Below are 24,232 nucleotides of genomic sequence, written 5' to 3' on the forward strand. Positions count from 1 at the left end.
CAAAAGTTATGGACTGCCGTACGAAAGCGGCCTACCGTCTTCAGGCATCGAAGGCATCGATCCTCGTCGAAGTCAAAGTGAGGGCGGTCCATGAAGAGAAGCCTGCTGATAGCTGCCACGATCGCGGGCCTGCTGCCCGCCGTGCCCGCTGCCGCCGCCGACGTGCCCCCGCAGGAGCCCGGCGTCACGCTGCGCACGTTCGACCTGCAGACGTCGCGTGACTCGCTGTGCACGCTGAAACCCGGCCAGACCCCGAACGTCGACAAGCTGCTCCCCACGATCAACTGGACCACCGCCGCCGACTTCGGGCTCGAGGACCGGTTCCAGTCCGAGGTGCTGGGCAACATCAACATCGGCGCCGCCGGCACGTACGCCTTCCGCCTCACCAGCGACGACGGCTCGCGCCTGCGCATCGACAACACGACCGTCATCACCAACGACGGCGCGCACGGCGCGACCGCTGTCGAGGGTTCCGTGGCGCTGGCCACCGGCTACCACGGGCTGCACATCGACTTCTTCGAACGGGACGGCGGGCAGCAGCTGACCCTGGAGTGGCGGCCGCCGGGGGCGAGTGCGTACGCCGTGGTCCCGACCAGCGTGCTGAGCACCGACGCCGGGGTCGTGCGGGTGACCGCCCCGGGCCGCAAGGAGTGCGAGACGGCCGGGGACAGCCCGGGCGACGGGTTGCCGCTGACCGGCGTGCATCCCGGCTACACGCTGGGGAACCTGCGCCCGCCGGGCTTCGAGCCGCAGGTGAGCGCGATGGACTGGTTCCCCGACGGCCGGCTCGCGATCGCCACGTGGGGTGGCAGCGACACCGTGGCCGGCGAGGTGTACGTCCTGACCGGCGCCACCGGAAGCGGCCCGGTCACGTACAAGAAGATCGCCACCGGTCTCCGCGAGCCGATGGGACTCAAGATCGTCGACGGGAAGATCTACGTCTCGCAGAAGCACGAGCTGACCGAGCTCAACGACACCAACGGCGACGGCACGATCGACCAGTACCGCCGCGTCGCCACGTGGCCCTTCGACGGCAACTTCCACGAGTTCGCGTTCGGGCTGCTCTATCAGGACGGCTACTTCTATCTGAACCTGTCCGTCTCGATCAACCTCGGCGGCGCGACCACGGACCCGCAGGGCTCGCCGAACCGCGGGACGACGCTGAAGATCAACCGGTCCACGGGCGCGGTGCAGTACGTCGCGGGCGGGCTGCGTACGCCCAACGGCTTGAACTTCGGCCCTGACGGCGACATCTTCGTGCTCGACAACCAGGGCGGCTGGCTCCCCGCGTCGAAGCTCGTACAGATCAAGCAGGACCGCTTCTTCGGCCACTACACCAACCCGGACGGCCCGTTCGACCTCAAGCCGGTGACGCAGCCGGTGCTGTGGCTGCCCCAGAACGAGATCGCCAACTCGCCGAGCACGCCGCTGATGCTCAGCTCGGGCCCGTACGCGGGTCAGATGCTCTTCGGCGACGTCACCTACGGCGGCATCCAGCGCGCGTACCTGGAGAAGGTCGGCGGCCAGTACCAGGGTGCGGTGTTCCGGCTCACCCAGGGCCTGGAGATGGGCGTGCTGCGGCTGAGCCAGGGCCCGGACGGCGCGCTCTACGCGGGCGGGCTCGGCGCCGGCGGCAACTGGGGCCAGGAGGGCAAGCTCACGTACGGGCTCCAGAAGCTGACGCCCAACGGCACCAGCGTCTTCGACATCAAGGCGATGCGGGCCGTCACGGACGGCTTCGAGCTGGAGTACACCCAGCCCGTGTCGGACGCGACCGCCGCGCAGCTGGCCACCCGCTACCGGGCGAAGCAGTGGCGCTACGTGCCCACGCCCGACTACGGCGGCCCGAAGGTCGACGAGGAGACGCTGACCGTCACGTCCGCCACCCTGTCGGCCGACAAGCTGAAGGTGACGCTCAAACTCGCCGGGCTCAAGCCGGGCCGGGTCGTGCACGTCCGCTCCCCGCGCCCGTTCACCTCGGCGTCGGGCTCGTCGTTGTGGAGCACCGAGGCCTGGTACACGCTCAACAGCCTGGCCAACGGCACCACACTCAAGTCCGACCGCGTCGAGGCCGAGTGGTCGGGGCTCAGCGGCAGCACGTCGTTCGCCAGCGACCACACCGGCTACACCGGCACCGGCTTCGCGGCGGGCCACAGCGCGGCCGGGGCGGCGACCACCTTCACGGTCAACGTGCCCACCGCCGGGGCGTACCCGGTGTCGCTGCGCTTCAGCAACGGCCCGAACCCGGCCGCCGGGACCAAGACCCTCAGCCTGTACGTCAACGGCACGCGCGTGAAACAGGTGAGCTTCGCCGACACGGGCAACTGGGACACGTGGGCGAACGTGACTGACACGGTCACGTTGCAGGCGGGCGGCAACACCGTCTCGTACCGGGTCGACAGCGGTGACTCCGGCCACGTCAACCTGGACAGCCTGACGCTCGCGTCCGCCGCTGCCACCAAGACCGGCACGATCACCGGCATCGGCGGCAAGTGTCTCGACGTGGACAACGCTTCGATCGCCGACGGCGCCAAGGTGCAGCTCTACACGTGCAACAACTCGTCCGCGCAGAGCTGGACCCGCGAGGGCGACACGCTTCGGGCGCTGGGCAAGTGCCTCGACATCGACAACGCCGGCACGGCCAACGGCACCAAGGTGCAGCTCTACACCTGCAACAACAGCGCCGCGCAGGTGTGGCAGACCCAGGCCAACGGCTCGCTGCTCAACCCGGCGTCGGGCAAGGTGCTCGACGCGGCCGGCGGGGCGAGCGCCGACGGCACGGCCGTGCAACTCTGGGAGTGGGCGAACGTGGCCCAGCAACGCTGGACGCACAACGGCACCAGCCGCGTGACCCTCTTCGACGGCGGGACGCTCGGTGCCTTCCGCAACGCCGACGGCAGCGCGCCGACGTGGCCGGTCTCCGGCGGGTCGGCCGAGGTGCTGGGCGGAGACCTGCGCACCAAGCAGACGTACGGGGACTTCAAGCTGCACGTGGAATTCCAGATCCCGACCCTGCCGGCCGACGTGACCGGTCAGGCCCGCGGCAACAGCGGCATCTACCTGCAGGACCGATACGAACTGCAAGTGCTCGACTCGTACGGCAAGCAGGTCCCCGCCACCGACGACGCCGGCGCCATCTATCTGAAGCGCGCGCCGTCCTCGAACGCCGCCACGGCCCCGGAAACGTGGCAGACCTACGACGTGACCTTCCGCGCCGCCCGCTGGAACGGCACGACAAAAACCGAGAACGCCCGCGTCACCGTCGTCTGGAACGGCGTGACCGTCCACAACAACATCGAGATCGACGGCCCGACCGGCAACGGCGCGGCCGAGAACGCATCCGCCCAGCCCATCCGCCTCCAGGACCACGGCGACCCGGGCGCCAACGTCCGCTACCGCACCATCTGGATCGAACCGGCGTAACCGCTCACCGGGCCCGTGGGCATCCCGCCCGCGGGCCCGATCCCGGGCCGATCACCGTCGAGCCGTTCGCCATGACCTGCTCGGCGATCAACCGATCGATGATCCGCTTGGCGGTGTGCCGCTGCTTGCGTGGCGTGTCGAGATCCATCCACAGATTTCATCGATCACCGGCTTGAACGCGTCCAGCTTCGACGGCCGAGCCGGTAACGCTTTCCGCTGCTCCGGCCAGGCCGACGCCGGCACCTTGCCCACGGTCCGGCGTGCACGTGATACTCGGCCTCGATCGCCCGGCCGGACAAGCCGGCGCGAGCGTCCCGACGGATCGCCGCGTAGAGCCGGACCTTCGACATGGGCGGTATCAGCAGGCCCTTCACTACAGTGGTGAGCGGTGAGGTGAGCGCCGCATCCGCGATGTGGTCGTGGATCGCGGGCCGAGAGCGGCTATCTCCGTCCGGCCCGAGCGGATCGAGCAGGACCCGGTCCGGCGCGCCGGCTTGCCCCTTCCGGCCGGCGCGCCCCGGTCAGGGCAGCTGGGACGGGCGGTGGGTGGTGGTACGGACACCGGCGTGCACGACGACGGTGAACGTGTCGACCTCGCCGCCCTCCGGGCCGGGCCACCACGCGCCCCACCAGCCGTTGCGGACGCTGGCCTGGATGACCCGGCCGTTGTCCAGGCGTACCTCCACTCCGGTGACGCCGGGGCCGGCGAGGCCGATGATGTTGGACCACATGTCGTCGCCGTCGCCGTAGGAGCTCATCGTCTCCAGAGTCACCGATCCGGCGGGCGCCGGCGGCGGGACTGCGCCGGGACCGGTCAGCGACATCGACGCCATGCCGACGTCCCCGGCCGACAGGCACTCGACCGTGATGTCGCCGGGCTTGCGCAGGACGAGCAGCGTCGCCTTGCCGCGTTGCTCGGCGAGCAGGACGTCGGCCGGCGCGACCGAATCGGTGGACGTGCCGCCGACGTCGTTGCGGGCGCATTCGCGGGCCTGCGGCAGCACCTGGTCGCCGGTGCGGGCGGTCGGCACGGCGGTCCACGAGGCGATGGCCTCGTTGCCGGCGCCGGGCAGGACGGCGGGCACCACCACGGCGGCGGCCACGCCGAGGGCCAGGGCGGCGCCCGCGGTGAGCCAGCGCCGGTTCGGTGCGGGTGCGGGACGCCCGCCGGCGATCGCTCGCTCCACGGCGGCGCGGGAGCGGGCCCACTCCATCTCGGTCGGCTCGCGGTCGCGGGAAGGGTCCAGGACGGAGAGGTTCACGGCTGCTCCTGCAGGATGGGCACGGATGCGGCGTCGGGGCGGGGGTCGAGGGCGGCTTGCAGCCGCTTGCGGGCGCGGGCGAGGCGCATGGCGTACGTGCTCCGGCGGCATCCCAGCACGGTGGCCGCCTGATCGGAGGTGAGCCCGTCGAACGCCACGAGCGCGAGCACTTCGCGGTCGGCCGTGCTCAGGCCGCGCCACGCGCGTTCCAGGTCGATGCGCGACGCCGCGCCGGCCGTACTGTCGGGGTGGTGTCGCTCGTCGGTGGCCGTGAGCCGCACGGCCAGCGCCTTGCGTCGCAGCCAGCCGCGGGTCTGGTTGGCCATGGTCCGCCGGGCCACCGCGAAGAGCCACGGCCGGGCGTCCTCGGGCACCTCGCCGAAGCGCCGCCACGCGGTCAGATAGACGGTCGCGACGACGTCCTCGGCCTCGTCCGGGGGCACCCGGCGCTCGACGAACCGCAGCAGGTCGCGGAATGTCGCCTCGTGGAGGGCGCGGAACCGGTCCTCCGCCGTTTGCTGTTTCATGACCGCTACCTGTCCGGCTGCCCGGGTCCTGTCACACCGTCCGCCGGATCTTTTCACGGCGAAGCCCCGGCCGGCCCGAGGAGGGCCGGGCCGGGGCTCGAAAACTGCGCTACCTAGGCCGCCGCGGCCACGGCGGGCTGGGCGGACACCTCGGCGACCGTGCCGGTGCAGAGGTCGTACTGCGCGGGGACGATCTCGAGACGCCCCTCGCGCACGGCGGCGTCGACGAGCGGGGAGCGTTCGCGCAGCAGCTCGGCGGTGAGGGCGGAGTGGTGGCCGCTGATCTCCGTCGCCGTCTCCGCTCCGGCGGCGCGGGCCCGCAGGACGTTCGGGGCGATGTGGCCGGCGATGTCGCGGATGTGGCCGGGCGGGACGGGCGCGCCGTCGACGATGCCGGTGGCCGCGGCCACGGCGCCGCAGCCCGTGTGGCCCAGGACGACGATCAGCGGGACGCCGAGGACCGCGACGGCGTACTCGACCGAGCCCAGGACGGCGGTGTCCAGGACGTGCCCGGCCGTGCGGACCACGAACAGGTCGCCGAGGCCCTGGTCGAAGACGATCTCGGCCGGCAGGCGCGAGTCGGAGCAGCCCAGCACGAGGGCGAAGGGCGCCTGCGAGGTGCTGAGCTTGGCGCGGCGGGCGGCACCACGGGCGGCGCCGGCCGTGCTGCGCTCCTGCACCCAGCGGCGGTTGCCGGCGCGCAGCTTGCTCCAGGGGGTTTGCTTCGGCACTTCGGACTCCAGGAAATCAGTCGAGGATGGCGCCGGTGACGGCGATCTGGTCGGTGAGCACGCCGCTGATCAACTTCTGGGTCTCGTTGATCTCCTCCACGGCGTGGTGGATCTCGGACAGCGAGGCGGTGACGGCGTCCACGCGGGACTGGATGGTGCTGACCTTCGCGCTGACCTCGGTCGTGGCCCGCTCGGTCTCGCCGGACAGCTCCTTGACCTCGCCGGCGACGACGGCGAAGCCCTTGCCGGCCTCCCCGGCCCGGGCGGCCTCGATGGTCGCGTTCAGCGCGAGCAGGTTGGTCTGGGCCGCGATCGCCTGGATGGCCTGCACGACCTCGTTGATCTGCGCGCTGGCCTGGCCCAGATCGGCGACCTGCTGGTTGGCCTCGACGGTGAGCTGCTCGCTACGGGCGGCCACGGCGGCGGCCGAGGTCACGTTGCGCTCGACCTCGGCGATCGAGTCGAGCAGCGTACGCCCGGCGGTGTTCAGATGCTCCTGCGACGCGAACCGCTCGAGCGCCTGCCCGACCAGGAACGCGGTGTTGCGCAAGGCGCTCTCCCGCCCGGGGTACATGATGAGCGTGCGGGTCGCGAAGAAGTCCATCGTGCCGATGATCTTGCCGCCGACCCGGATCGGCAGGCACACGCCCGACTTGACGCCGGCGGCCTGGGCGGCCGGGCGGCGCACGCAGTCGGTGAGCTCGCCCAGGTCCTCGACGAAGACCAGGTCGTCGCGGGCCCAGGCCCGGCCGGAGAGCCCGACGCCCTTGGCGAACGACGCGGACATGGTGACCTTGCGGAACTCGGCCCCGGCGTCGCCGGACTCGAGCGCGAAGCGCAGCACGGCGGCGTCCTCGTCGAGCAGCCAGAAGGAGCCGTACTGCCAGTCGAAGTCGGCGCGGATGGTCTCCAGCGCCACCCGCAGGGCCTGGTCGCGGCTGGTGACCTCGGTCAGCTTGCGGATCACGGTGGAGACGGCCTCGGTGTCCTGCACGGCCTTCTCCTGGCGGACCGCCTCGTGCAGCCGGGCCAGCGCGCCCGAGACGAGCTGGCCGACCGCGCGCAGCACGGCCATCCGGCCGTCGGAGGGGCTGAGCTCCTCGTTGGCGAAGAAGTCCATCGTGCCGACGACGGCGCCGTCCTCGATGAGCGGGAAGCAGACACCGCTGCGCACGCCGGCGCGGGCGGCCACGGGGGCGCGGACGCAGTCGCTGAGGTCGGCGATGTTGCGCACGAACACCAGGTCGCGGCTGCGCCAGGCCCGGCCGGACAGGCCGACGCCCTCGGCGAACGCCGCCTCGAGCGTGACCCGGCGGAAGTCGTCGTTGACGCTGCCGTGCTCCTGCGCGAAGCGCAGCACCCCGGCGGCCCGGTCCAGCTGCCAGTAGGACCCGTAGGCCCACCCGAACAGGTCGCGCACCTGCCGCAGCGCGGTGCCGATGGCCTCGTCCGGTGACGCGGCGTTCTCCATCGCCCGCATGAGCGTGGTCACTGCCTGCACGTCCGCCCGGCTCTCGGCCAGCTCCGCGTGCAGCTGCTCCGCCGCGGACCGCTTGCTGGAACCGAACATTGGCTGCCTCCCTCATCTGATCGAGGAGACCTTTCGGCGGCGCGGTGCCGGACTTGAGCGTCGTTCCTTCGCCGGATGGACGACTTCTCGTCATCGCACGCTCAGTCATTGCACTGTAACGGAAAGCTAGCCTCCGGACACCGCACAGCGATCGAGGAGGCTCCATGGACAGGCGTACGTTGCTGCGAGCGACCGTGGCGGGCGCGGGAAGCGTGGCTTTGCCGTTCACGGCGTGGTCGGCCGCCTATGCCGCCCCGGCGCAGAACGCGCCCGGGCCCTACGGCGCCCTGCAGGCCGCCGACGCCAACGGCATCCAGCTGCCGGCCGGGTTCACCAGCCGGATCGTGGCCCGCTCCCGGCAGACGGTGCCCGGCACCTCGTACGTGTGGCACGACGCCCCCGACGGCGGCGCGGTCATTCCCCAGGGCTCGGGCTGGGTCTACGTCTCCAACTCCGAGACCTCCGCGGCGATGGGCGGCGGTGCGTCCCGCATCGTCTTCGACGCCAACGGCGATGTCACCGGCGCCTCCCGCATCCTTTCCGGTACGAACACCAACTGCGCCGGCGGCAAGACGCCCTGGAACACGTGGCTGTCGTGCGAGGAGATTGCGCTGGGTCGCGTCTGGGAGACGTATCCGCTCGGGGGCACCGCGGTCGTGCGCCCCGCGATGGGCCGCTTCAAGCACGAGGCTGCCGCCGCCGATCCCGTACGCAAGGTGGTGTACCTCACCGAGGACGAGCCCGACGGGCGCCTCTACCGCTTCGTGCCCACCACGTGGGGCGACCTGAGCGCGGGCACGTTGCAGGTGCTCGTCGCGGGCACGGCCACCTCCGGCTCGTACACGTGGGCAACCGTGCCCGACCCGGACGGCTCCCCGACCGCAACTCGCTACCAGGTCGCCGGGGCCAAGGTCTTCAACGGCGGCGAGGGCTGCCACTACGCCGGCGGCACGGTCTGGTTCACCACCAAGGGCGACAACCGCGTGTGGCAGCTCGACCCGGCGGCGAACACGTACGAACTCGCCTACGACGACAACCTCACCAGCCCCGCCCCGCTCACCGGTGTCGACAACATCACCGGCTCGGCCTCCGGCGACCTGTTCGTGGCCGAGGACGGCGGCACCATGGAGATCTGCCTCATCACCCCCGACGACAAGATCTCGGTCTTCCTGCGCGTGACCGGCCAGAGCGGCTCCGAGCTGACCGGCCCGGCCTTCACCCCGGCGGGCAACCGCTTCTACTTCTCCTCGCAGCGCGGCCCGTCCGGCGCGTCCTCGGGCTCCGGCGGCATCACCTACTGCGTCACCGGCCCGTTCCGAGCCTGACCGCGGGCCGTTCGCCGGTGCGGGCCCGGCCGAGGTGCTGGGATGAAAGCCATGACGATCAGCACGGTGCTGCGCGTGGCGGGCGCGGGTGTCGCGGCGTACCTCGGCGGACTGCTGTCGGCCGGCGCGCTGCTCGCCGCCCGCTGGGCCGGGCCGGGTGTCTCCGGGGAGGCGGCGGGCTACGGCGGCCTGGCTCTGCTGCTGGTGGCGGCGGCCTCGGTCGCGTGGTGGTTCCTGCTGCCGGGAGTCCGCTGGTGCGGTCTGCCTGTGACGATCCTGGTCGCGGCCGGCCACGCGCTCGCCTTCACGTCCGATCTATGAGCCGACGGTCCGGACTATGAGCCGACGGTCTGGTCTATGGGCCGACGGTCTGGTTCATGGGCCGACGGCCTGGGCGGCCCACAGGGCGAGCAGCTTGAGGTTGTCGTCGGAGGGGCTGCCCGGGTCGGCGGTGTAGAGGAACAGGGTCTGATCCTCGTCGCCGGGCAGCGCCAGGGCTTCGTACCTCAGGGTGATCGGGCCCACGGCCGGGTGGGTCATGCGCTTGGTGCCGTGCGTGCGCTGGTGCACCTTGTGGCTGTTCCACCAGGTACGGAACTCGGGGCTCTTGATCGTGAGCTCGCCCACCAGCTCGGCGATGCCCGGGTCGTCGGGGAAGCGGCCGGCGTTGAGCCGCACCGTGCCCACCACGTCGGCGGCGACCGTCGGCCAGTCGAGGAAGGCGGCCCGGGCGTCGGGGTCGAGGAAGATCCAGCGCGTGTAGTTGCGGTGCTTCACCGGCAGTTTGCTCCAGTCGGTGAGCAGCGCCCGGGCGAGCGGGTTGGCGGCCAGCACGTCGGTGCGGCGGCCCAGGATCAGCGCCGGGTGCCCGGTCAGCGAGGCGAGCATCTGCTGCATGGCCGGGCGTACGCGCTGGGGTGGGGCCTGCTTGCGGCGGGCGCGGGCCGGGCGCGCGAGATCGGCCAGGTGGGCGCGGCCCGCCGCCTCCAGCCGGAACACCCGGGCCAGGGCCTCGATCACCGAGTCCGACGGCGTCGCGTGCTTGCCCTGCTCCAGCCGCGTGTAGTAGTCGACGCTCACCCCGGCGAGCTGGGCCACCTCCTCGCGGCGCAGCCCGCGGACGCGCCTGGTCGCCGGGGCGGTCTCCGCCGGGCTGGTGCTCTCCCGGCAGGCGCGCAGGAACTCCCCGAGGTCGGTCATGTGATCAATGATCCCGCGCCGGGAGAAGAGCGAACAGGGGCATGGCTGGGCCACCTTCGCCGTGTCCGGAGGCGGGTCCGCGGCGACAGGCTGGGGTCACCAACCTTCGAGGAGCTGTTCATGTCGCACTGGTTCGTCACCGGCACGTCCCGCGGGCTCGGCCTGGAGCTGGTCACCCAGCTGCTGCGCCGCGGCGAGACCGTCACGGCCACCACCCGTTCCGCCGCCCGGCTCGAGGCCGCGCTGGACAAGGACGTCGACCGGTCCCGGCTGACCCCGCTGGAGCTGGACCTGGCCTCCGCGTCGGCGGTCGAGGCCGCCTTCGCCACGATCGGCCCGGTGGACGTGGTGGTCAACAACGCCGGCTACGGCTTCCTGGCCGCCGTCGAGGAGGTCAGCGACGCCGAGGCGCGGCAGATGTTCGACGTGCAGATCTTCGGCGTCTGGAACATCCTGCGCGCCGTCCTGCCCGGCATGCGCGAGCGCGGCGCCGGCCACATCATCAACGTCTCGTCGATCCTGGGCCTCACGGCGTTCCCGGGCTGGGGCCTCTACTGCGCCGGCAAGTACGCGCTGGAGGGCCTCACCGAGTCGCTGGCCGCCGAGGTGTCCGGCTTCGGCATCAGAGTCAACCTGGTCGAGCCCGGTTACACCCGCACCGACTTCCTGCGGACGAGCTCGCTGGGCCTGCCTTCCGGCACCCTCGACGGGTACGAGGCCATCCGCGAGATGACCGACGCCCACCTCGCCATGCCGGGCACCCAACTGGGCGACCCGGTCAAGGTGGCCGCCGCGATCATCGGCGTCGCCGGCCGTGAGGCGCCGCTGCACCAGGTGCTCGGCTCCGACTCGTACGGGCTGGCCCGGGGCCGGATCGACGCCCTGACCGCCGACGTCGAAGCCGGCCGCGAGGTGGCGCTGAGCACCGACGTGTCCTAACGCGGTATTTCGCGGGGCATGACGGCCACCACTGGCCCGCGGTCGACCGGCTCGACGCGGCGGTGCTCTTCCGGCTGGCGACTATCTGGGCGTCAGCCCGCGTTGACCTCGTCACGCCAGGCGAGCCAGCGGCGGAGCTCGGTGAAGTCGTAGTCCGGGCCGTTGGCCTCCACGGTGAACAGGGTCGCGCCCAGGTCGAGAAGCGGACGGCCCTTCTCCTCCGGCTCGCCGTCGACCGCGGCCGAGATCTCGATCTCCGCGGGGTCACGGCCCACGTCGGCGCAGTGCTGCCGGAGGATGCCGGTCTTGCGCTCGACGGTCGCGGCGTCACCGAAGCTGTGCCAGATGTCGGCGTGCTTGGCCACCAGGCGCAGGGTCTTCTTCTCGCCCCCGCCGCCGATCAGGACGGGAATCTTGCGGGTGGGCGGCGGGTTGAGCGCACCCCAGCGCTTCTCGATGCGCGGGAGGGACCCGGCCAGGTCGTCGAGGCGGCCGCCGGCGGTGCCGAACTCGTAGCCGTACTCCTGGTAGTCCTTCTCGAACCAGCCGGAGCCGATGCCCAGCAGCAGGCGGCCGCCGGAGATGTGGTCGACGGTGCGGGCCATGTCGGCGAGCAGCTCCGGATTGCGGTAGCTGTTACAGGTGACCAGGGCGCCGATCTCGGCCCGGGTGGTCTGCTCGGCCCAGGCGGCGAGCATGGTCCAGCACTCGAAGTGCTTGCCGTCCGGGTCGCCGTAGAGCGGATAGAAGTGGTCCCAGTTGAACAAGATGTCGGCGCCGAGCTCCTCCGCCTCGGCGGCGGCACGGCGAATGGCGGCGTAGTCGGCGTGCTGCGGCTGGATCTGCACCCCGATGCGGACAGGCCTCTGAGTCATGATCTCGACACTATCCGTTCCGAGTGTGCGGGATGCCCCCCGCCCGCGGGATTCACGACGGGCGTCCACCCTCTGGCGTGGCAGGTAAGGTGACGGCCCGTGCCCGGCAAATCTTTCCCGCAGCGCGCGACGGGATATCTGGCCGGGATTCCGATCGCCCTGGCCGAGTCGCTCTACCTGATCCTCGGTGGCGCCGTTCTCGGCCCCGCCATGCTGTGGCCACAGACCCGGAGCGGCGTGCTGCGCCTCTTCCGGGCGGGGGCACGCCGGTTCGTCGATCTGGAGCTGGGGCGGCGGTCCCGCTTCTTCGGCGACACCTTTCCCGCCGAGCGTGACGAGCAGAAGCTGCTGCCCTACATCGCCGCGCACGCCGCGGCCGGCCTGCTGTCCGCCGTGGTTCTCGCGCTGCTCGGCTTCGGCCTGGTCCTGGCGGTCCTGCTCACCTGGGGCCTGATCCGCGGCTCGATCGGCGTCGTGGACCTGCTGACCCAGGTCGTCCTCGGCGGGGTGCTGCTCTTCCTGGACCTGCAGGGGGTCCTGACCCTGGCCGCGCTGGACGGGCGCCTGGCCCGGCGCCACTTCGGACCGTCCGAGCGCGAGATGCTCAAGCGGCGGATCGCCGAGCTGTCCGCGAGCCGCGCCGGCATCGTGCGGGCGGTGGACCACGAGCGCCGGCGCATCGAGCGCGACCTGCACGACGGCGTCCAGCAACGGCTGGTCGCGCTGGCCATGCTGCTGGGCCGGGCCCGGCGCCGCAGCCCGGCCGAGGCCGCCCGGCTGCTGGAGCAGGCGCACCGCGAGTCCGAGGAAGTGCTCGTGGAGCTGCGCGAGGTGGCTTGGCGGGCCTTCCCGTCGGCGCTGGACACCGTGGGGCTGACGGCGGCCCTGGCCGGCGTCGCCGAGCGTTCCGTGATTCCCGTGCGGGTGACCGTCGAGCCGGGCGGCGACCTGCCCCGGGCGGTGGAGACCGCCGCCTACTTCGTGGTGTCGGAGGCGGTGACCAACGCGGTCAAGCACTCCGGCGCATCGGCCGTCACCGTCGGGATCGGACGTACGGCCGGTAACCTTCTCGTCCGGGTCACCGACGACGGGTCCGGCGGCGCCGACCCGGAGGGCAGTGGCCTCTCCGGGCTGCGGCTGCGGGCCGCCGCCCTCGACGGGCGGATGACGGTGACCAGCCCGCCCGGCGGCCCCACCGAGATCACTGTGGAGATCCCTTGCGACTGATCCTGGCCGAGGACTCGATCCTGCTGCGGGAGGGCCTGGTCCGGCTGCTCACCGAGGAGGGGCACGAGGTGCTGGCCGCCGTGGGCGACGGCGACGCCCTGCTGCGCGAGGTCGACCTGCTCAAGGACCGGGTGTCGCGGGTGGAGGAGTTCCTCGACTCGCTGGAGCGGGTCCACGGCGGCGGCGCCGCCATCGACCCCGAGGTGGTGCGCCAGCTCCTCGCGCGCACCACCCACGTCGACCCGCTGAGCAAGCTCACCAACCGCGAGCGCGAGGTGCTCGACCAGATGGCGCAGGGCCACACCAATGCCGCCATCGCCGCGAAGCTGTACATCTCGCAGAGCGCGGTCGAGAAGAACGTCAACATGATCTTCGAGAAGCTCGACCTGACCCGCACGACCGGATACAGCCGGCGGGTCCTGGCCGTCCTGCACTACCTGGGCTCGTGACGATTCCAGCCATCCCTCGCGTCATTTCCGGGCCGATTCCTTCAGCCCACTCCTGACACCCGGCATCCCGGTGGTGCCGGCGCTCTCCTCGGGGGCGGCCGCCGTCGGCCTCTCCGCCCTCGTGCTGTCGCGGGCCTGGCGGCCCGGCGCGTACGACCGCCCGCGCTGATCAGGACCGGTCACCCCGGCGCGAACCGGCGCGCCGGCGCCGCGCCCGCGGCATCCGGTTGACCACGAACCAGGCGAACAGCAGCACGCAGACCGCGATGACGACGTTCTGGTAGGTGCCGACCCAGCCCTCGATCGCGGTCCAGCTCTCGCCGAGCCCGTAGCCCGCGACGATGAAGATCGAGTTCCAGATCAGGCTGCCCAGGGTCGTGCAGAGCAGGAACGTGGTGATCCGCATGCGCTCCAGCCCGGCGGGGATCGAGATCAGGCTGCGGAAGATGGGAATCATGCGGCCGAGGAAGACGGCCTTGACGCCGTGCCGGGCGAACCACTCCTCGGTGCGGTCCACGTCGGCCAGCCTCACCAGCGGCAGCCGCTCGGCGATCGCCCTGACCCGGCCGCGGCCCAGCAGGGCACCGACGTAGTAGAGCACCACCGCGCCGGCCACGGAGCCGATGGTGGTCCAGATGATCGCGGAGGCCAGGTTGAGGTCGCCCTGGCTGGCCGCGAAGCCCGCGAGCGGAAGGATGACCTCGCTGGGGATCGGCGGGAAGAGATTCTCGAGGGCGACGGCGATGCCGGCGCCCGGGCCGCCCAGCTTCTCCACCAGGTCGGTGACGAAGGCGACGATACCGCTCGGCTCGGTTGACGGCTCGGCGGCGAGGATGCCGGCCCGGTCGGAAAAGGTCCTCGTGATGTCCATGTCCCGACGCTAGGATGGCGCCCGCGCAGCCACTATGAGCTGCACCGTTGACTTGGCGGCGGTCCACCGCAGCGGCGTCCTGCGGAAAACCACAGGGGACGCTGAGGTGGTCACTGCAGACAGACGGCCGGCAGGACGAACCAGCGCAACTCCTCGACATAGCCCGGCAGCCCGGCGCCCCCGTCGTCCGCGGGCTCGGGACGGTCCGCGGCCAGGGCGTAAGCCTCCGCGAGGTGCCCGGCCAGCGACTCCTCGCCGAGTTCCTCACCCTCGCCGCCCGCGAGGAGATCGATCTCGGACACGGGCGGCGGCGACGCCCGGTGCCGCCAGCGGCCGGTGTGCGGGTCGAAGCGGTAGTCGGGCAGGAAGCGCGCGCCGCACCGGGCGACGAAGAGCACCGCGTCGGCCAGGTACCCGGCGACCGTGGGAGTGAAGAAGTAGTTGAGGCCGACCCGCGCCCAGCCGGGCTTGACGCCCTCCCACCCGGCGTCGATCAGCTTCTCGAAGGCCCGCGAGCGCGCCTCGTCGATGCCGAGGAGCCGGTGCCCGTACGGGCCCGCGCACGAGCACCCGCCCCGCGCCTGGATGCCGAACAGATCGTTGAGCAGCGTGACGACGAAGTTGTGGTGCAGGAACCGGTCGCCGTGCGCCACTTGGAACGACACGATCGGCAGCCGGTCGGGGTCGCCGGGGCCGAGGACGCGGACGCGCGGTTCGTCCCGCCACCGCTCGGAGACACTGCGCCACAGCCGGTGCTCGCGGGCGTTGATGGATTTCACGCCGACCGCTTCCTTGACGGCGAAGACAAGGCCGGCGCGGATCGACTCCACGATGGCCGGGGTGCCCGCCTCCTCCCGCGCGACCGGGTCGTCCCGATAGCGGTGGCCGACCGGGTCGACGTACGCGACGGTGCCGCCGCCCGGCGCGGTCGGGGCCGCGGGGATCAGCTCGCGCCGCACCACCAGCACGCCGGGGGTCTGCGGGCCGCCGGGGAACTTGTGCGGGGAGAGCACCACGGCGTCCTTGCCGGTCATGCTTATTTCCAGGTACGGGCCCCCGGCCGCATAGTCGAACACCGACAGCGCCCCGTGCTCGTGCAGCACCCGCGCGATCGCCGTGGTGTCGGACAGCACACCGGTCACGTTGGACGCAGCGGAGAAACTGCCGGCGATCAGCGGGCGGCGCTCGTTCTCCGCCAGCAGCCGGCGCAGGTCGGCCAGGTCGATGTGGCCGTCGGGGCGTTCGGCGACGACCAGCACGTCGGCCCGGCTCTCGCGCCAGGGCAGTTCGTTGGAGTGGTGTTCGTACGGTCCGATCAGGACGAGCGGCCGGTCGCCCCCGCCGGCGCCGGGGCCGCCGCGCAGCCCGAGCAGCGCCACGAGCTTGTCGATCGCCGCGGTCACCCCGGAGCCGCAGAAGATCACCACGTCGTCGTCGGTGCCGCCGACCGCCCGGTGGATCGTGCGGCGCGCCTGTTCGCGCAGCCGGGTGGTGTGCGCCCCGGTCGCCGACGCCTCGGTGTGCGTGTTGCCGTAGAGCGGCAGGACGTGCCGGCGGATCGCGTCCTCGACGAAGTCCAGCGACCGGCCCGAGGCGGTGTAGTCGGCGTAGGTCAGGCGCCGGGGCCCGTACGGGCCGTCGAGCACCGCGCCCTCGCCGATGACGCCGCGCCGCACCCGCTCGGCCATGTCCATCGTCCACCTCCCGGTGGCGCACGAACGTTCGTTAAGTCGGTCGAACTACTGAACTATAGCCACGCCCGGATCGCCGCCGCGGTGGTCGCGGCGTGCTCGTCGAGCATGGTGACGTGGTCACCGGGCACCTCGACGCGCTCGTGCGGCACCGACCGCGTCGCCCGCCAGTCGTCCGGCATGCCGCTGACCGGTTCGCTCGCGGCGATCAGCAGGCTCGGCGTGGCCAGTGGGCCGGGCCGCCAGCCGTGCAGCATCCGCAGGTAGGCGCCGGTGGCCAGCAGCGCCGTCTGCTCCGCGGCCGGGCCGAGGTGCCCGCCGGCCCGGTCCAGCCCGGTGACGAGCAGGCGGGCCAGCCACTCCTCGGTGGTCTGGCCGAGGTCCTGTTCGTACGTGTCGAGCAGCACGAGCCCGGCCGGTGGGCGGCCCGCCTCTTCGAGGGCGGCGGTGACGGCGTGCGCGAGCTGCCCGCCGCTGGACCGCCCGACCAGCACGGCGGTCCCGGCCGCGCCGGCCAGCCGGGCCACGAGCTCGTCGCGGGACCCGGGCAGCTGCCGGAGATCCTCGAAGCCGGGCAGCGGCAGGACCGTGACCGGGCCGGGATAGGCGCGGCTCAACGCCAGGAACTCGGCCGCCCCGGCAGGTCCGAAGGAGGGCAGGCAGAGCAGGGGTGGCGCCTCACCCGCGGTGCTGAGGGGCACGGGTGCGGGCAGGCCACCCGTACGCCCCTGAACCGCGGCCGCGGACGCGCTGACCAGGAGGTGGACGGCGAGCCGGGGGTCGGCGACGCGGTGGAAGAGGCCGGCCAGCGTGGCGAGCGGCTCGGCGGTCTCCGCCGGCAGCTGATCGGCGAGCCAGGCGGCCAGGGCAGCCGGGGTCGGGTGGTCGAAGACGACGGTCGCGGGCATGGCGATGCCGGTGACCGCGACCAGGCGGGTCCGCAGCTGGATCGAGCTGACCGAGTCGAGCCCCTGGTCGGTGAACGGCCCCCGCACGTCGACGGTCGCCGGGTCAGCCAGCCCGAGCTCGGCGGCCAGCTCGTCGCGGACGACCTTCTCGAGTTCCGCCACCCGGTCCGGCCCGGTGAACTGCCGCACCCGCGTGACCACCGGAGGTGCGGCGACGGGCGGGGCGGAGCGGTCGAGCACGATCGGGGCGAGCACCGGCTCGTCCGAGGTCAGAGCCGCGTCGAAGGCGGCGGTCACCTCGGCGGGGGTCATGGCGCGCACCCCCGAGCGGCCGGCCGGCATGCCGCCCGCCAGATCGAGCGGTCCCCACGCCAGCGACAGCGCGGGCTGCCCGGCGGCGTGGCGGCGCCGGGCCAGGTCGTCGAGGAACGCGTTGCCGGCCGCGTAGGCGCCCTGCCCCGGGTTGCCGAGCAGGTTCGACGCGGACGAGCACAGCACGAAGGCGGCCAGGTCGCCGGTCAGCTCGTGCAAGTGCCAGGCGGCGTCGACCTTGGGCCGCAGGACGGCGTCGGCCCGCGCCCGGGTCACCGTCTCGATCGGCCCGTCGCCGAGCACCCCGGCGGCGTGCACCACCGCACTGACCGGCGGATCCGCGGCGGCGAGGACCGCGGCGAGCGCGTCCCGGTCGGCGGCGTCGACGGCCCGGACGGTGACCGTGGCGCCCTCGATGGTGACGGCGCCGGGCCGCCGACCGGCCAGCAGCAGATGACGTACGCCGTGGGCCCGCACCAGATGCCGCGCCAGCACCTGTCCGAGGGCGCCGGTCCCACCCGTGATGAGCACGGTCCCGTCCCCGAAACTGCTCCGCGAGCCGCCGGTCGTCGCCCGCACGAGCCGCGGCCGGAGCAGCTTCCCCTCGGCGACGCGAACCTGCGTCTCGGCGGCGGCGGCCCGGATCGCGGCGGGCAGGGCGGCCCGCGACTCCTCGGTGCCGTCCAGCTCGACCAGCCCGACCTGCCCCGGATACTCGCCGGCGGCTACGCGGACCAGTCCCGCCACGGCCGCCGACGTGGTGGTGACGACGACCCGGTCCGTCCCGGCCAGGGCCGCCCGCAGCCGAGTGACCGTCGCCCACACCTGGTCGTGCACGTCGCCGGGCGTCGCCGGGGCGGGGAACCGCGCGTCCACGACGACCGGCGCCGCCGCGTCCGCCGGGGCTTCGAGGGGTGTCCACGCCGGCCGGTGCAGCGCCGGGGGCAGGGCTCGCAGCACCAGCCCGCCGATCTCGAGGACCGGGCGCCCGTCCAGATCGGCCATGAGGACGGTCACCCGGTCCGGGCCGGCCGGCGTGACGCGGACCCGGACGGCGGTCACCGGCCCGTCGACGCCGAAACGCCGCACGCCGGACCAGGCGAACGGCACGCGGGACGCCGGCCCGGGCCCGCCCAGCAGCCGGGCCGGGTGCAGCGCCGCGTCGAGCAGGGCCGGGTGCAGCTCGTAGCCGCCGCCCGCCACGGCCGGGAGCCGCACCTCCGCGTACACCGTGTCCCCGTCCCTCCAGGCCGCGGTGACGCCCTGGAAGGCGGGCCCGTAGCTGTCGCCGGCATAGAAGTCGCCGAGGTCCACGGGCGCGGCCGTCGTCCACGACCAGTCGGGGACGCCGCCGGACGCGGGCAGGCACCGCCCGGTCGCGCACGTCACCCCGTCGGCGGTGATGTCGAGCGCGCGGCCACCGTCCGGGCCGGGCTCGCCGAGGACCAGCCGCAGCTCGATCCGCTCGTCACCGGTAATCGTTGTCGGACGGAGCAGGGTGAGCTCGGCCAGCTCCGGCACACCCGCCCCGCGCCCGAGTGCCGTGGCCAGCTCCACCAGCGCCGTGCCCGGCACGAGCGTCTCGCCGCCGATCCGATGATCGCGCAGCCACGGATGCGTCGCCGCCGACAGTGTCGTGACGCCCTGGTGCCGGCCGGTGCCCGGGACGGCGCCCATGGTCATCGGGGCCGCAGCGGCCGGACGCCGCCCGTCACCCAGCCAGAACCGCCGACGCGTGAACGGATAGGTCGGCAAAGTAGCGGCGACGCGCGGATCGGCCCGGCCCAGCAGCGCCGCGCGGTCGACGGGCACCCCGTGGGCCCAGAGCACGCCCGCCGTGTCCGCCGACACCGGCCGGATCCCCTGCGGCACGTGCGGGGCCAGCGTCGCGGCCGGGGCCATCTCGACGACCAGGCCGGGCAGGGCGGAGACGGCCGCGCCGAAGCGTACGGGCTCCCGCACCTGCCGCACCCAGTAGGCCGCCGACCGCAGGTCCGGTCCCGTGGCCGGCCGCCCGGTGAGCGTGGACACGATCGGGACCGCCGGGGTCGCATAGGTCAGACCGGCCGCCACCTGCGCGAACTCCGCGAGCATCGGTTCCGTGCGCGCCGAGTGGAAGGCGTGGCTGACCGCCAGCTCGGTGGTCCGGTGACCCCGCTCGCGCAGCACCGCGGCGACCTGCTCGACGGCCGGCCGGTCGCCGGACAGCACGACCGAGCGCGGACCGTTGAGCGCGGCGAGCTCGACGCCGGGGCGCAGCAGGGCCCGCACCTCGTCCTCGGGCGCGCCGACGGCGATCATGGCCCCGCCGCCGGGCAGGGCGCCCATGAGCCGGGCCCGCGCGGTGACCAGCGTGGCGGCGTCGGCCAGGGACAGGATCCCGGCGACGTGCGCGGCGGCCAGCTCGCCGATCGAGTGCCCGGCCAGGACGGCGGGGCGCACACCCCACGATACGAGCAGCCGGTACGCGGCCACGCCCCACGCGAACAACGCCGGCTGGGCGAATTCGGTCCGCCGCAGGTCCGCCCCGGGCGGCACCGGGTTCCCGAGCGCGGCCGTCACCTCGTGGTGCGCGGCGCGGAAGACGTCGAACGGGAGCGGATCGAGCCGGTGCGCCCCCTGGCCCGGGAAGACGAGGGCGACTTCGCCGGGCGGGCGGGCGTCACCGCGTACGAGATCGGGGTGCTCGAAGCCGGCGGCCAGCGCGGCCAGGGCCTCCTCCCGGCGCGGGCCCACCACCGCGGCCCGGTGGCGCAGAGCGGCGCGCACGCCCAGCGCGGCGGCGTCGACCGGACTATGCTCCAGCAGCCGCTCGGCCTGCCGTTCCAACGCCGTCCGGTCCGCGGCGGAGAGCAGCAACGGCCCACCGCCGGAAGAAGCGGCGGGCTCGGCGGCGGGTGCCTCCTCGATGATCACGTGGGCGTTCGTGCCGGAGATGCCGAAGGCCGAGATCCCCGCCCGCCGTGGCCGGTCGCCCGCCGGCCACGGCCGCGCCGCCGTCAGCAGCCGCACGTCGCCCGCGGTCCAGTCGACGTGCTCGCTGGGCTGGTCGGCGTGCAGCGTGCGCGGCAGCCGCCCGTGCCGCAGCGCCCCGACCATCTTGATCAGGCCGGCGACCCCGGCGGCGGCCTGGGTGTGGCCGATGTTCGCCTTGATCGAGCCCAGCCACAGCGGCTGCCCGGCGGGCCGGTCCCGGCCGTAGGCGGCCAGCAGCGCCTGGGCCTCGATCGGGTCGCCGAGCGGGGTGCCGGTGCCGTGCGCCTCGACCGCCCCGACGTCGGCCGGGTGCAGGCCGGCGTCGGCCAGCGCGGCCCGGATCACCCGCTGCTGGGCGGGGCCGTTCGGGGCGGCGAGGCCGTTGGACGCGCCGTCCGAGCCGACGGCCGTGCCGCGGACCAGGCCGAGCACCGGGTGGCCGTGGCGGCGGGCGTCCGAGAGCCGTTCGAGCAGCAGCAGCCCGGCGCCCTCGGCCCAGCTCGTGCCGTCGGCCTCCGCGGCGAACGCCTTGACCCGCCCATCCGGGGCGAGCCCGCGCAGGCGGCTGAACGCGACGAACGGCCCGGGCCCGGACATCACGGTGGCCCCGCCGGCGATGGCCATCGTGCAGTCGCCGGCCCGCAGCGCCCGGACGGCGTCGTGCAGGGCGACCAGCGACGACGAGCAGGCGGTGTCAATGGTGACCGCCGGCCCGGTGAGCCCGAAGGTGTACGCGATCCGGCCCGACGCGACACTGCCGGCCGACCCGAGGCCGAGGTGCGCCTCCAGCTCGGCCGGCGGGTGCTCGGCGAGGCTGTCGTAGTCGCGGTACATGAGCCCGACGTAGGTGCCGACCGCGCTGCCCCGGACGGTCGCCGGGTCGATCCCGGCCCGTTCCCACAGCTCCCAGGCCGTCTCCAGAAGCAGCCGCTGCTGCGGGTCCAGGGCGAGCGCCTCGGTGTCGCCGAGGACGAACGGCGCGGGATCGAAATCGGTCACACGGTCGAGGAAGCCGCCGGCCCGGGCGTACGTGTGCCCGGCGCGATCGGGGTCCGGGTCGTGAAGGTCCGGGTCCCAGCCCCGGTCGGCCGGGAACGGGGTGATGGCGTCGATCTCCTTGTCGGCCAGCGCCCACAGGTCCTCCGGCGACGCGACGCCACCCGGATAGCGACAGGCCATGGCCACGATCGCGATCGGATCATCGCCTGCCGGGCGCGCCGCCCCCAGCTCCGACCGAATGATCTTGCCGGTGGCGGTCCGGGGCACCGCGGCGATCAGGTGCAGCTCGTCGGGCGCCTTGGCCGCCGACATCCGGCGCCGCACGTCGGCGAGCAGCGCGTCCGGGCCGACGCCGGCGTGCGCGGGAACCACATAGGCCACCGCGACCTGCCCCAGCCGGTGGTGATCGCGCCCGGCCACGGCGGCGTCGGCCACCCCGGGCAGGCCGAGCAGCACCTGCTCGATCTCGGCGGGATGGATGTTGGCGCCGCCCCGGATGATCAGGTCCCGGGCCCGGCCGGTGAGCACCAGCTGGTCGCCGAGCAGCCGGCCCAGGTCACCGGTGTGGTACCAGCCGCCGGCGAGCGCCTCCGCCGTGGCCTCCGGCTGCCTGTGATAGCCGGCCATCAGGCTGTCGCCCCGCACGTGCACCTCGCCCTCGGCGCCGGGCGGCAGCTCGGCGCCGGTGCGCGGATCGGCGATGCGGACCTCGGTGACCACTCGCCCGACCGAGCCCTCCCCGGCGAGCTCCTGCCCGGGCCGCTCCATGGCGATCGCGCCGCAGGTCTCCGTGCTGCCGTAGCTGTTGACCAGCGGCGCCCCGAGCAGCTCCCCCACCGCGGCCCGCAGCTGCGGCGGGCAGGGCGCACCCCCGGTCACGCACATGCGCAGACCGGCCACCGGCTCGCCGGGCGGAAAGACCGACACCAGCCGGTGGTACGTCGTGGGCACGCCCGTGAGCACGGTCGGTGCCGTGGTCCGCAGAGCCGTGACCAGCTCCTCGTCGGACGGATGGTCGAGAATCGTCGCGGTCGCGCCGAGCACCGTGACCCCGAGCACACACCGGGCGTGCCCGAGCGCGTGGAACAGCGGCAGCGGCCACAGGAACCGGTCGCCGGCGGTCAGGCCCAGATGGCGTACGAGCGAGCGGTCCACCATCGTCAGCCAGCGGCCCTGGCTGGACACCACGCCCTTGGGCCGGCCCGTGCTGCCCGACGTGTAGTGGATCCAGGCGTCCTCGTCCCACCCGAGATCGTCCCGCGGCAGCGCCGTGTCCCGCCCGGCCTCCAGGATTTCGGCGACGGTCTCCGGCGTGACGGTCAGCACCGGCTCGCAGTCGGCGGTCAGACGCGCGAGCTCGTCGGTCGAGGCCCGCGGATTCACGGGTACGCCCACCCCGGCCGCCCGGACCGTGCCCAGCACCGCCACCACGGCGTCGACCCCGGCGGGCAGACTGATCAGGACCCGCTCGCCGCGCCGGTGCCCCCGGGCCGCCAGCCCGCTCGCGAACTGGGCCGTGGCCCGTTCCAGCCCGGCATAGGTGATCCGCCGCTCCCCCGCCGCGAACGCCGTCGTGTCCGGCCGCTCCGCGGCGTGCCTGCGCAGCAGCTCCACAATGGTCTCCAGCACCCGCGCCACGGTGTCAGACGAGATCAACCCACCGGGACGACGCTGACCTGCGACGATGCATCGAGCCGGGCTCGTGACGGGTTTCCGACAGTTCTGGCCCCGGAGTCCCGGCCCTGGCCCCGCGGGCCCGCCCGGCGGCCGGACCCGCCCGGTAGTCTGCCCCGATGGAACCAACCCGCCGCCCGACCGGCCCCCGGACGTGAACCGGTCCCGGGGCGGGCCGCCGTGCCGCCCCCGCTGACCTGGGACCTCGAGTCGACCCCCGGCTCCGCCCGCCTGACCCTGCACGGCCGCCCCGACCGCCCCTCGGTCGACGCCCTCGCCCCCGTCCTGCGCAGCCGGGCCGCCCGCTCCCCGGAGTGGCTGGTGATCGACCTGCGCGCGCTGACCTCGTACGATCTGTCGTCCGCCGCCGGGCAGACCCTGCTCGCCGCGTGCGGCCACCCCGCCGGGACGGGCGCCACCCTGGTCCGCGGCCCGCGCCCGCGCAGCGCCCCCGTTCCCCCACCCCTGCCCGGCGGCGACCCCTGGACCGCCCCGCGCCTGCCCCACGTCGGCCAGGTCGTGCTCGGCCACGCGCCCGAGCGGCCGTCGATCAGCGAAGTCCTGCTGCCGGCCACCGGCGCCGGGCGCCATGCCCGCGTCATCGTGACGGCCGCCTGCCACGCCTGGCGCCTCCCGCAGGTGGTGCCGGCCGCCGCCACGGTCGCCACCGAGCTGGTGCTGCTCTCGTCCCGCACCGCCTCCACGTTCATGCAGCTCACCGTCGGCCCGTACGGGGACATGCTCTATCTGACCCTGCGCAGCGGCCGCTCCTCCACCTTCGCCGCCGACCTGTCCCTCACCATGATCAACGCTTTGGCCGACGCCTGGGGCCTGCTCTCCGACGGCCCCGACACGGTGATGTGGGCCGCCCTGCGCATCTGACTCGCGCACATCGGGAGGGATGGCGGCCCGGCGCTGGGGTATGCCTGCGGTGATCCCTACCGAGGAGGCGGCCATGACCACCAGCCCGCAATCCCCCCAGGGCCTGCCGCTCGCCGCGCAGGTGGCCGCGAGCGAGACCGATGACGAGACCGCCGAGCCGGGCGCGGGCCCGACCGTGGGCGCCTCCGACGCCGAGGCCGACGCGGCGAACTCCGGCGCCGACGCCGACCTGCGCGGGGCGACGCGCGACTCCGACGGGGTGCTCGTCGGCGAGGACGACGCCGAGGCGGACCGGCGCAACTCGGGCGCCTGACAGCCATGCCGGAACGGCATTGATCCGGGCGGAAGTGTCTTGGACAGCATCGTTCCGGCGTGCCACCGTCGGGGTGTG

General features: G+C 73.5%; 18 protein-coding genes and 1 pseudogene. 8 read left to right on the top strand and 11 right to left on the bottom strand.

The genetic code is table 11. From position 1 onward, the window contains the following. The first annotated feature begins 90 nt into the window (after positions 1-90). Complete coding sequence (locus RAN62_RS17020) at positions 91-3,423, top strand: 3-keto-alpha-glucoside-1,2-lyase-like domain-containing protein (RefSeq protein WP_305785632.1); 3,333 nt, start codon at positions 91-93, stop codon at positions 3,421-3,423. A gap of 4 nt (positions 3,424-3,427) precedes the next feature. On the opposite strand, the gene RAN62_RS17025 is transcribed toward RAN62_RS17020, so the two are convergent. The 6 genes and pseudogenes from RAN62_RS17025 to RAN62_RS17045 all read right to left on the bottom strand — a co-directional run. Beyond that, on the bottom strand, positions 3,428-3,571 hold the full coding sequence (locus RAN62_RS17025) for a hypothetical protein (protein ID WP_305785633.1): 144 nt from the start codon (positions 3,569-3,571) through the stop codon (positions 3,428-3,430). A gap of 373 nt (positions 3,572-3,944) precedes the next feature. Beyond that, positions 3,945-4,685 (bottom strand): hypothetical protein, encoded by a 741-nt coding sequence (locus RAN62_RS17030; RefSeq protein ID WP_305785634.1) that lies wholly within the window; start codon positions 4,683-4,685, stop codon positions 3,945-3,947. Beyond that, positions 4,682-5,212, bottom strand: coding sequence for an RNA polymerase sigma factor (locus RAN62_RS17035; protein WP_305785635.1), 531 nt, complete (start codon positions 5,210-5,212; stop codon positions 4,682-4,684). Before RAN62_RS17035 ends, RAN62_RS17030 begins: the two co-directional genes overlap by 4 nt. A 113-nt stretch (positions 5,213-5,325) precedes the next feature. Further along, the gene (locus RAN62_RS17040) at positions 5,326-5,943 is read right to left on the bottom strand and encodes a carbonic anhydrase (RefSeq protein ID WP_305785636.1); all 618 of its coding nucleotides are present in this window, start codon (positions 5,941-5,943) and stop codon (positions 5,326-5,328) included. Between the two features lie 16 nt (positions 5,944-5,959). Further along, positions 5,960-6,379: a methyl-accepting chemotaxis protein gene (locus RAN62_RS41370; protein ID WP_438874514.1), complete on the bottom strand. Its 420-nt coding sequence runs from the start codon at positions 6,377-6,379 to the stop codon at positions 5,960-5,962. Between the two features lie 87 nt (positions 6,380-6,466). Further along, positions 6,467-7,513 (bottom strand): annotated as a pseudogene (locus tag RAN62_RS17045) (GAF domain-containing protein); the annotation flags it as partial. Positions 7,514-7,677: 164 nt separating this feature from the next. On the opposite strand from RAN62_RS17045, the gene RAN62_RS17050 reads away from it, so the two are divergent. Then, positions 7,678-8,838, top strand: coding sequence for an alkaline phosphatase PhoX (locus RAN62_RS17050; protein WP_305785638.1), 1,161 nt, complete (start codon positions 7,678-7,680; stop codon positions 8,836-8,838). 51 nt (positions 8,839-8,889) lie between these two features. After that, on the top strand, positions 8,890-9,159 hold the full coding sequence (locus RAN62_RS17055; protein ID WP_305785639.1) for a hypothetical protein: 270 nt from the start codon (positions 8,890-8,892) through the stop codon (positions 9,157-9,159). A 54-nt stretch (positions 9,160-9,213) separates the two neighbouring features. Here RAN62_RS17055 and RAN62_RS17060 read toward each other — a convergent pair whose 3' ends face one another. Beyond that, positions 9,214-10,038: a helix-turn-helix transcriptional regulator gene (locus tag RAN62_RS17060; RefSeq protein ID WP_305785640.1), complete on the bottom strand. Its 825-nt coding sequence runs from the start codon at positions 10,036-10,038 to the stop codon at positions 9,214-9,216. Positions 10,039-10,158: 120 nt separating this feature from the next. On the opposite strand from RAN62_RS17060, the gene RAN62_RS17065 reads away from it, so the two are divergent. Then, complete coding sequence (locus RAN62_RS17065; protein ID WP_305785641.1) at positions 10,159-10,977, top strand: SDR family NAD(P)-dependent oxidoreductase; 819 nt, start codon at positions 10,159-10,161, stop codon at positions 10,975-10,977. Positions 10,978-11,069: 92 nt separating this feature from the next. On the opposite strand, the gene RAN62_RS17070 is transcribed toward RAN62_RS17065, so the two are convergent. After that, positions 11,070-11,852, bottom strand: coding sequence for an LLM class F420-dependent oxidoreductase (locus tag RAN62_RS17070; RefSeq protein WP_305785642.1), 783 nt, complete (start codon positions 11,850-11,852; stop codon positions 11,070-11,072). Between the two features lie 99 nt (positions 11,853-11,951). On the opposite strand from RAN62_RS17070, the gene RAN62_RS17075 reads away from it, so the two are divergent. Both RAN62_RS17075 and RAN62_RS17080 read left to right on the top strand, forming a co-directional pair. Next, a complete protein-coding gene (locus RAN62_RS17075) occupies positions 11,952-13,079 on the top strand; it encodes a sensor histidine kinase (protein ID WP_305785643.1) in 1,128 nt (375 codons plus the stop codon). Continuing rightward, the gene (locus tag RAN62_RS17080; RefSeq protein WP_305785644.1) at positions 13,070-13,528 is read left to right on the top strand and encodes a response regulator transcription factor; all 459 of its coding nucleotides are present in this window, start codon (positions 13,070-13,072) and stop codon (positions 13,526-13,528) included. Before RAN62_RS17075 ends, RAN62_RS17080 begins: the two co-directional genes overlap by 10 nt. 169 nt (positions 13,529-13,697) lie before the next feature. Here the strand turns inward: RAN62_RS17080 and RAN62_RS17085 are convergent, their stop codons facing one another. From RAN62_RS17085 to RAN62_RS17095, 3 genes are all read right to left on the bottom strand, one after another. Further along, a complete protein-coding gene (locus RAN62_RS17085; RefSeq protein WP_305785645.1) occupies positions 13,698-14,399 on the bottom strand; it encodes a DedA family protein in 702 nt (233 codons plus the stop codon). 110 nt (positions 14,400-14,509) lie between these two features. Next, on the bottom strand, positions 14,510-16,093 hold the full coding sequence (locus RAN62_RS17090) for an aminotransferase class V-fold PLP-dependent enzyme (protein WP_305785646.1): 1,584 nt from the start codon (positions 16,091-16,093) through the stop codon (positions 14,510-14,512). 53 nt (positions 16,094-16,146) lie between these two features. Next, on the bottom strand, positions 16,147-22,914 hold the full coding sequence (locus RAN62_RS17095) for a polyketide synthase (RefSeq protein WP_305785647.1): 6,768 nt from the start codon (positions 22,912-22,914) through the stop codon (positions 16,147-16,149). 225 nt (positions 22,915-23,139) lie between these two features. Between RAN62_RS17095 and RAN62_RS17100 the strand changes: the two genes are divergently transcribed. Both RAN62_RS17100 and RAN62_RS17105 read left to right on the top strand, forming a co-directional pair. Further along, entirely contained in the window at positions 23,140-23,841 is a 702-nt protein-coding gene (locus RAN62_RS17100) for a hypothetical protein (protein ID WP_305785648.1), read from the top strand. Positions 23,842-23,914: 73 nt separating this feature from the next. Continuing rightward, on the top strand, positions 23,915-24,154 hold the full coding sequence (locus RAN62_RS17105; RefSeq protein WP_305785649.1) for a hypothetical protein: 240 nt from the start codon (positions 23,915-23,917) through the stop codon (positions 24,152-24,154). Positions 24,155-24,232 lie beyond the last annotated feature (78 nt).

The organism is Symbioplanes lichenis (assembly GCF_030709675.1).
Lineage (GTDB): Bacteria > Actinomycetota > Actinomycetes > Mycobacteriales > Micromonosporaceae > Actinoplanes > Actinoplanes lichenis.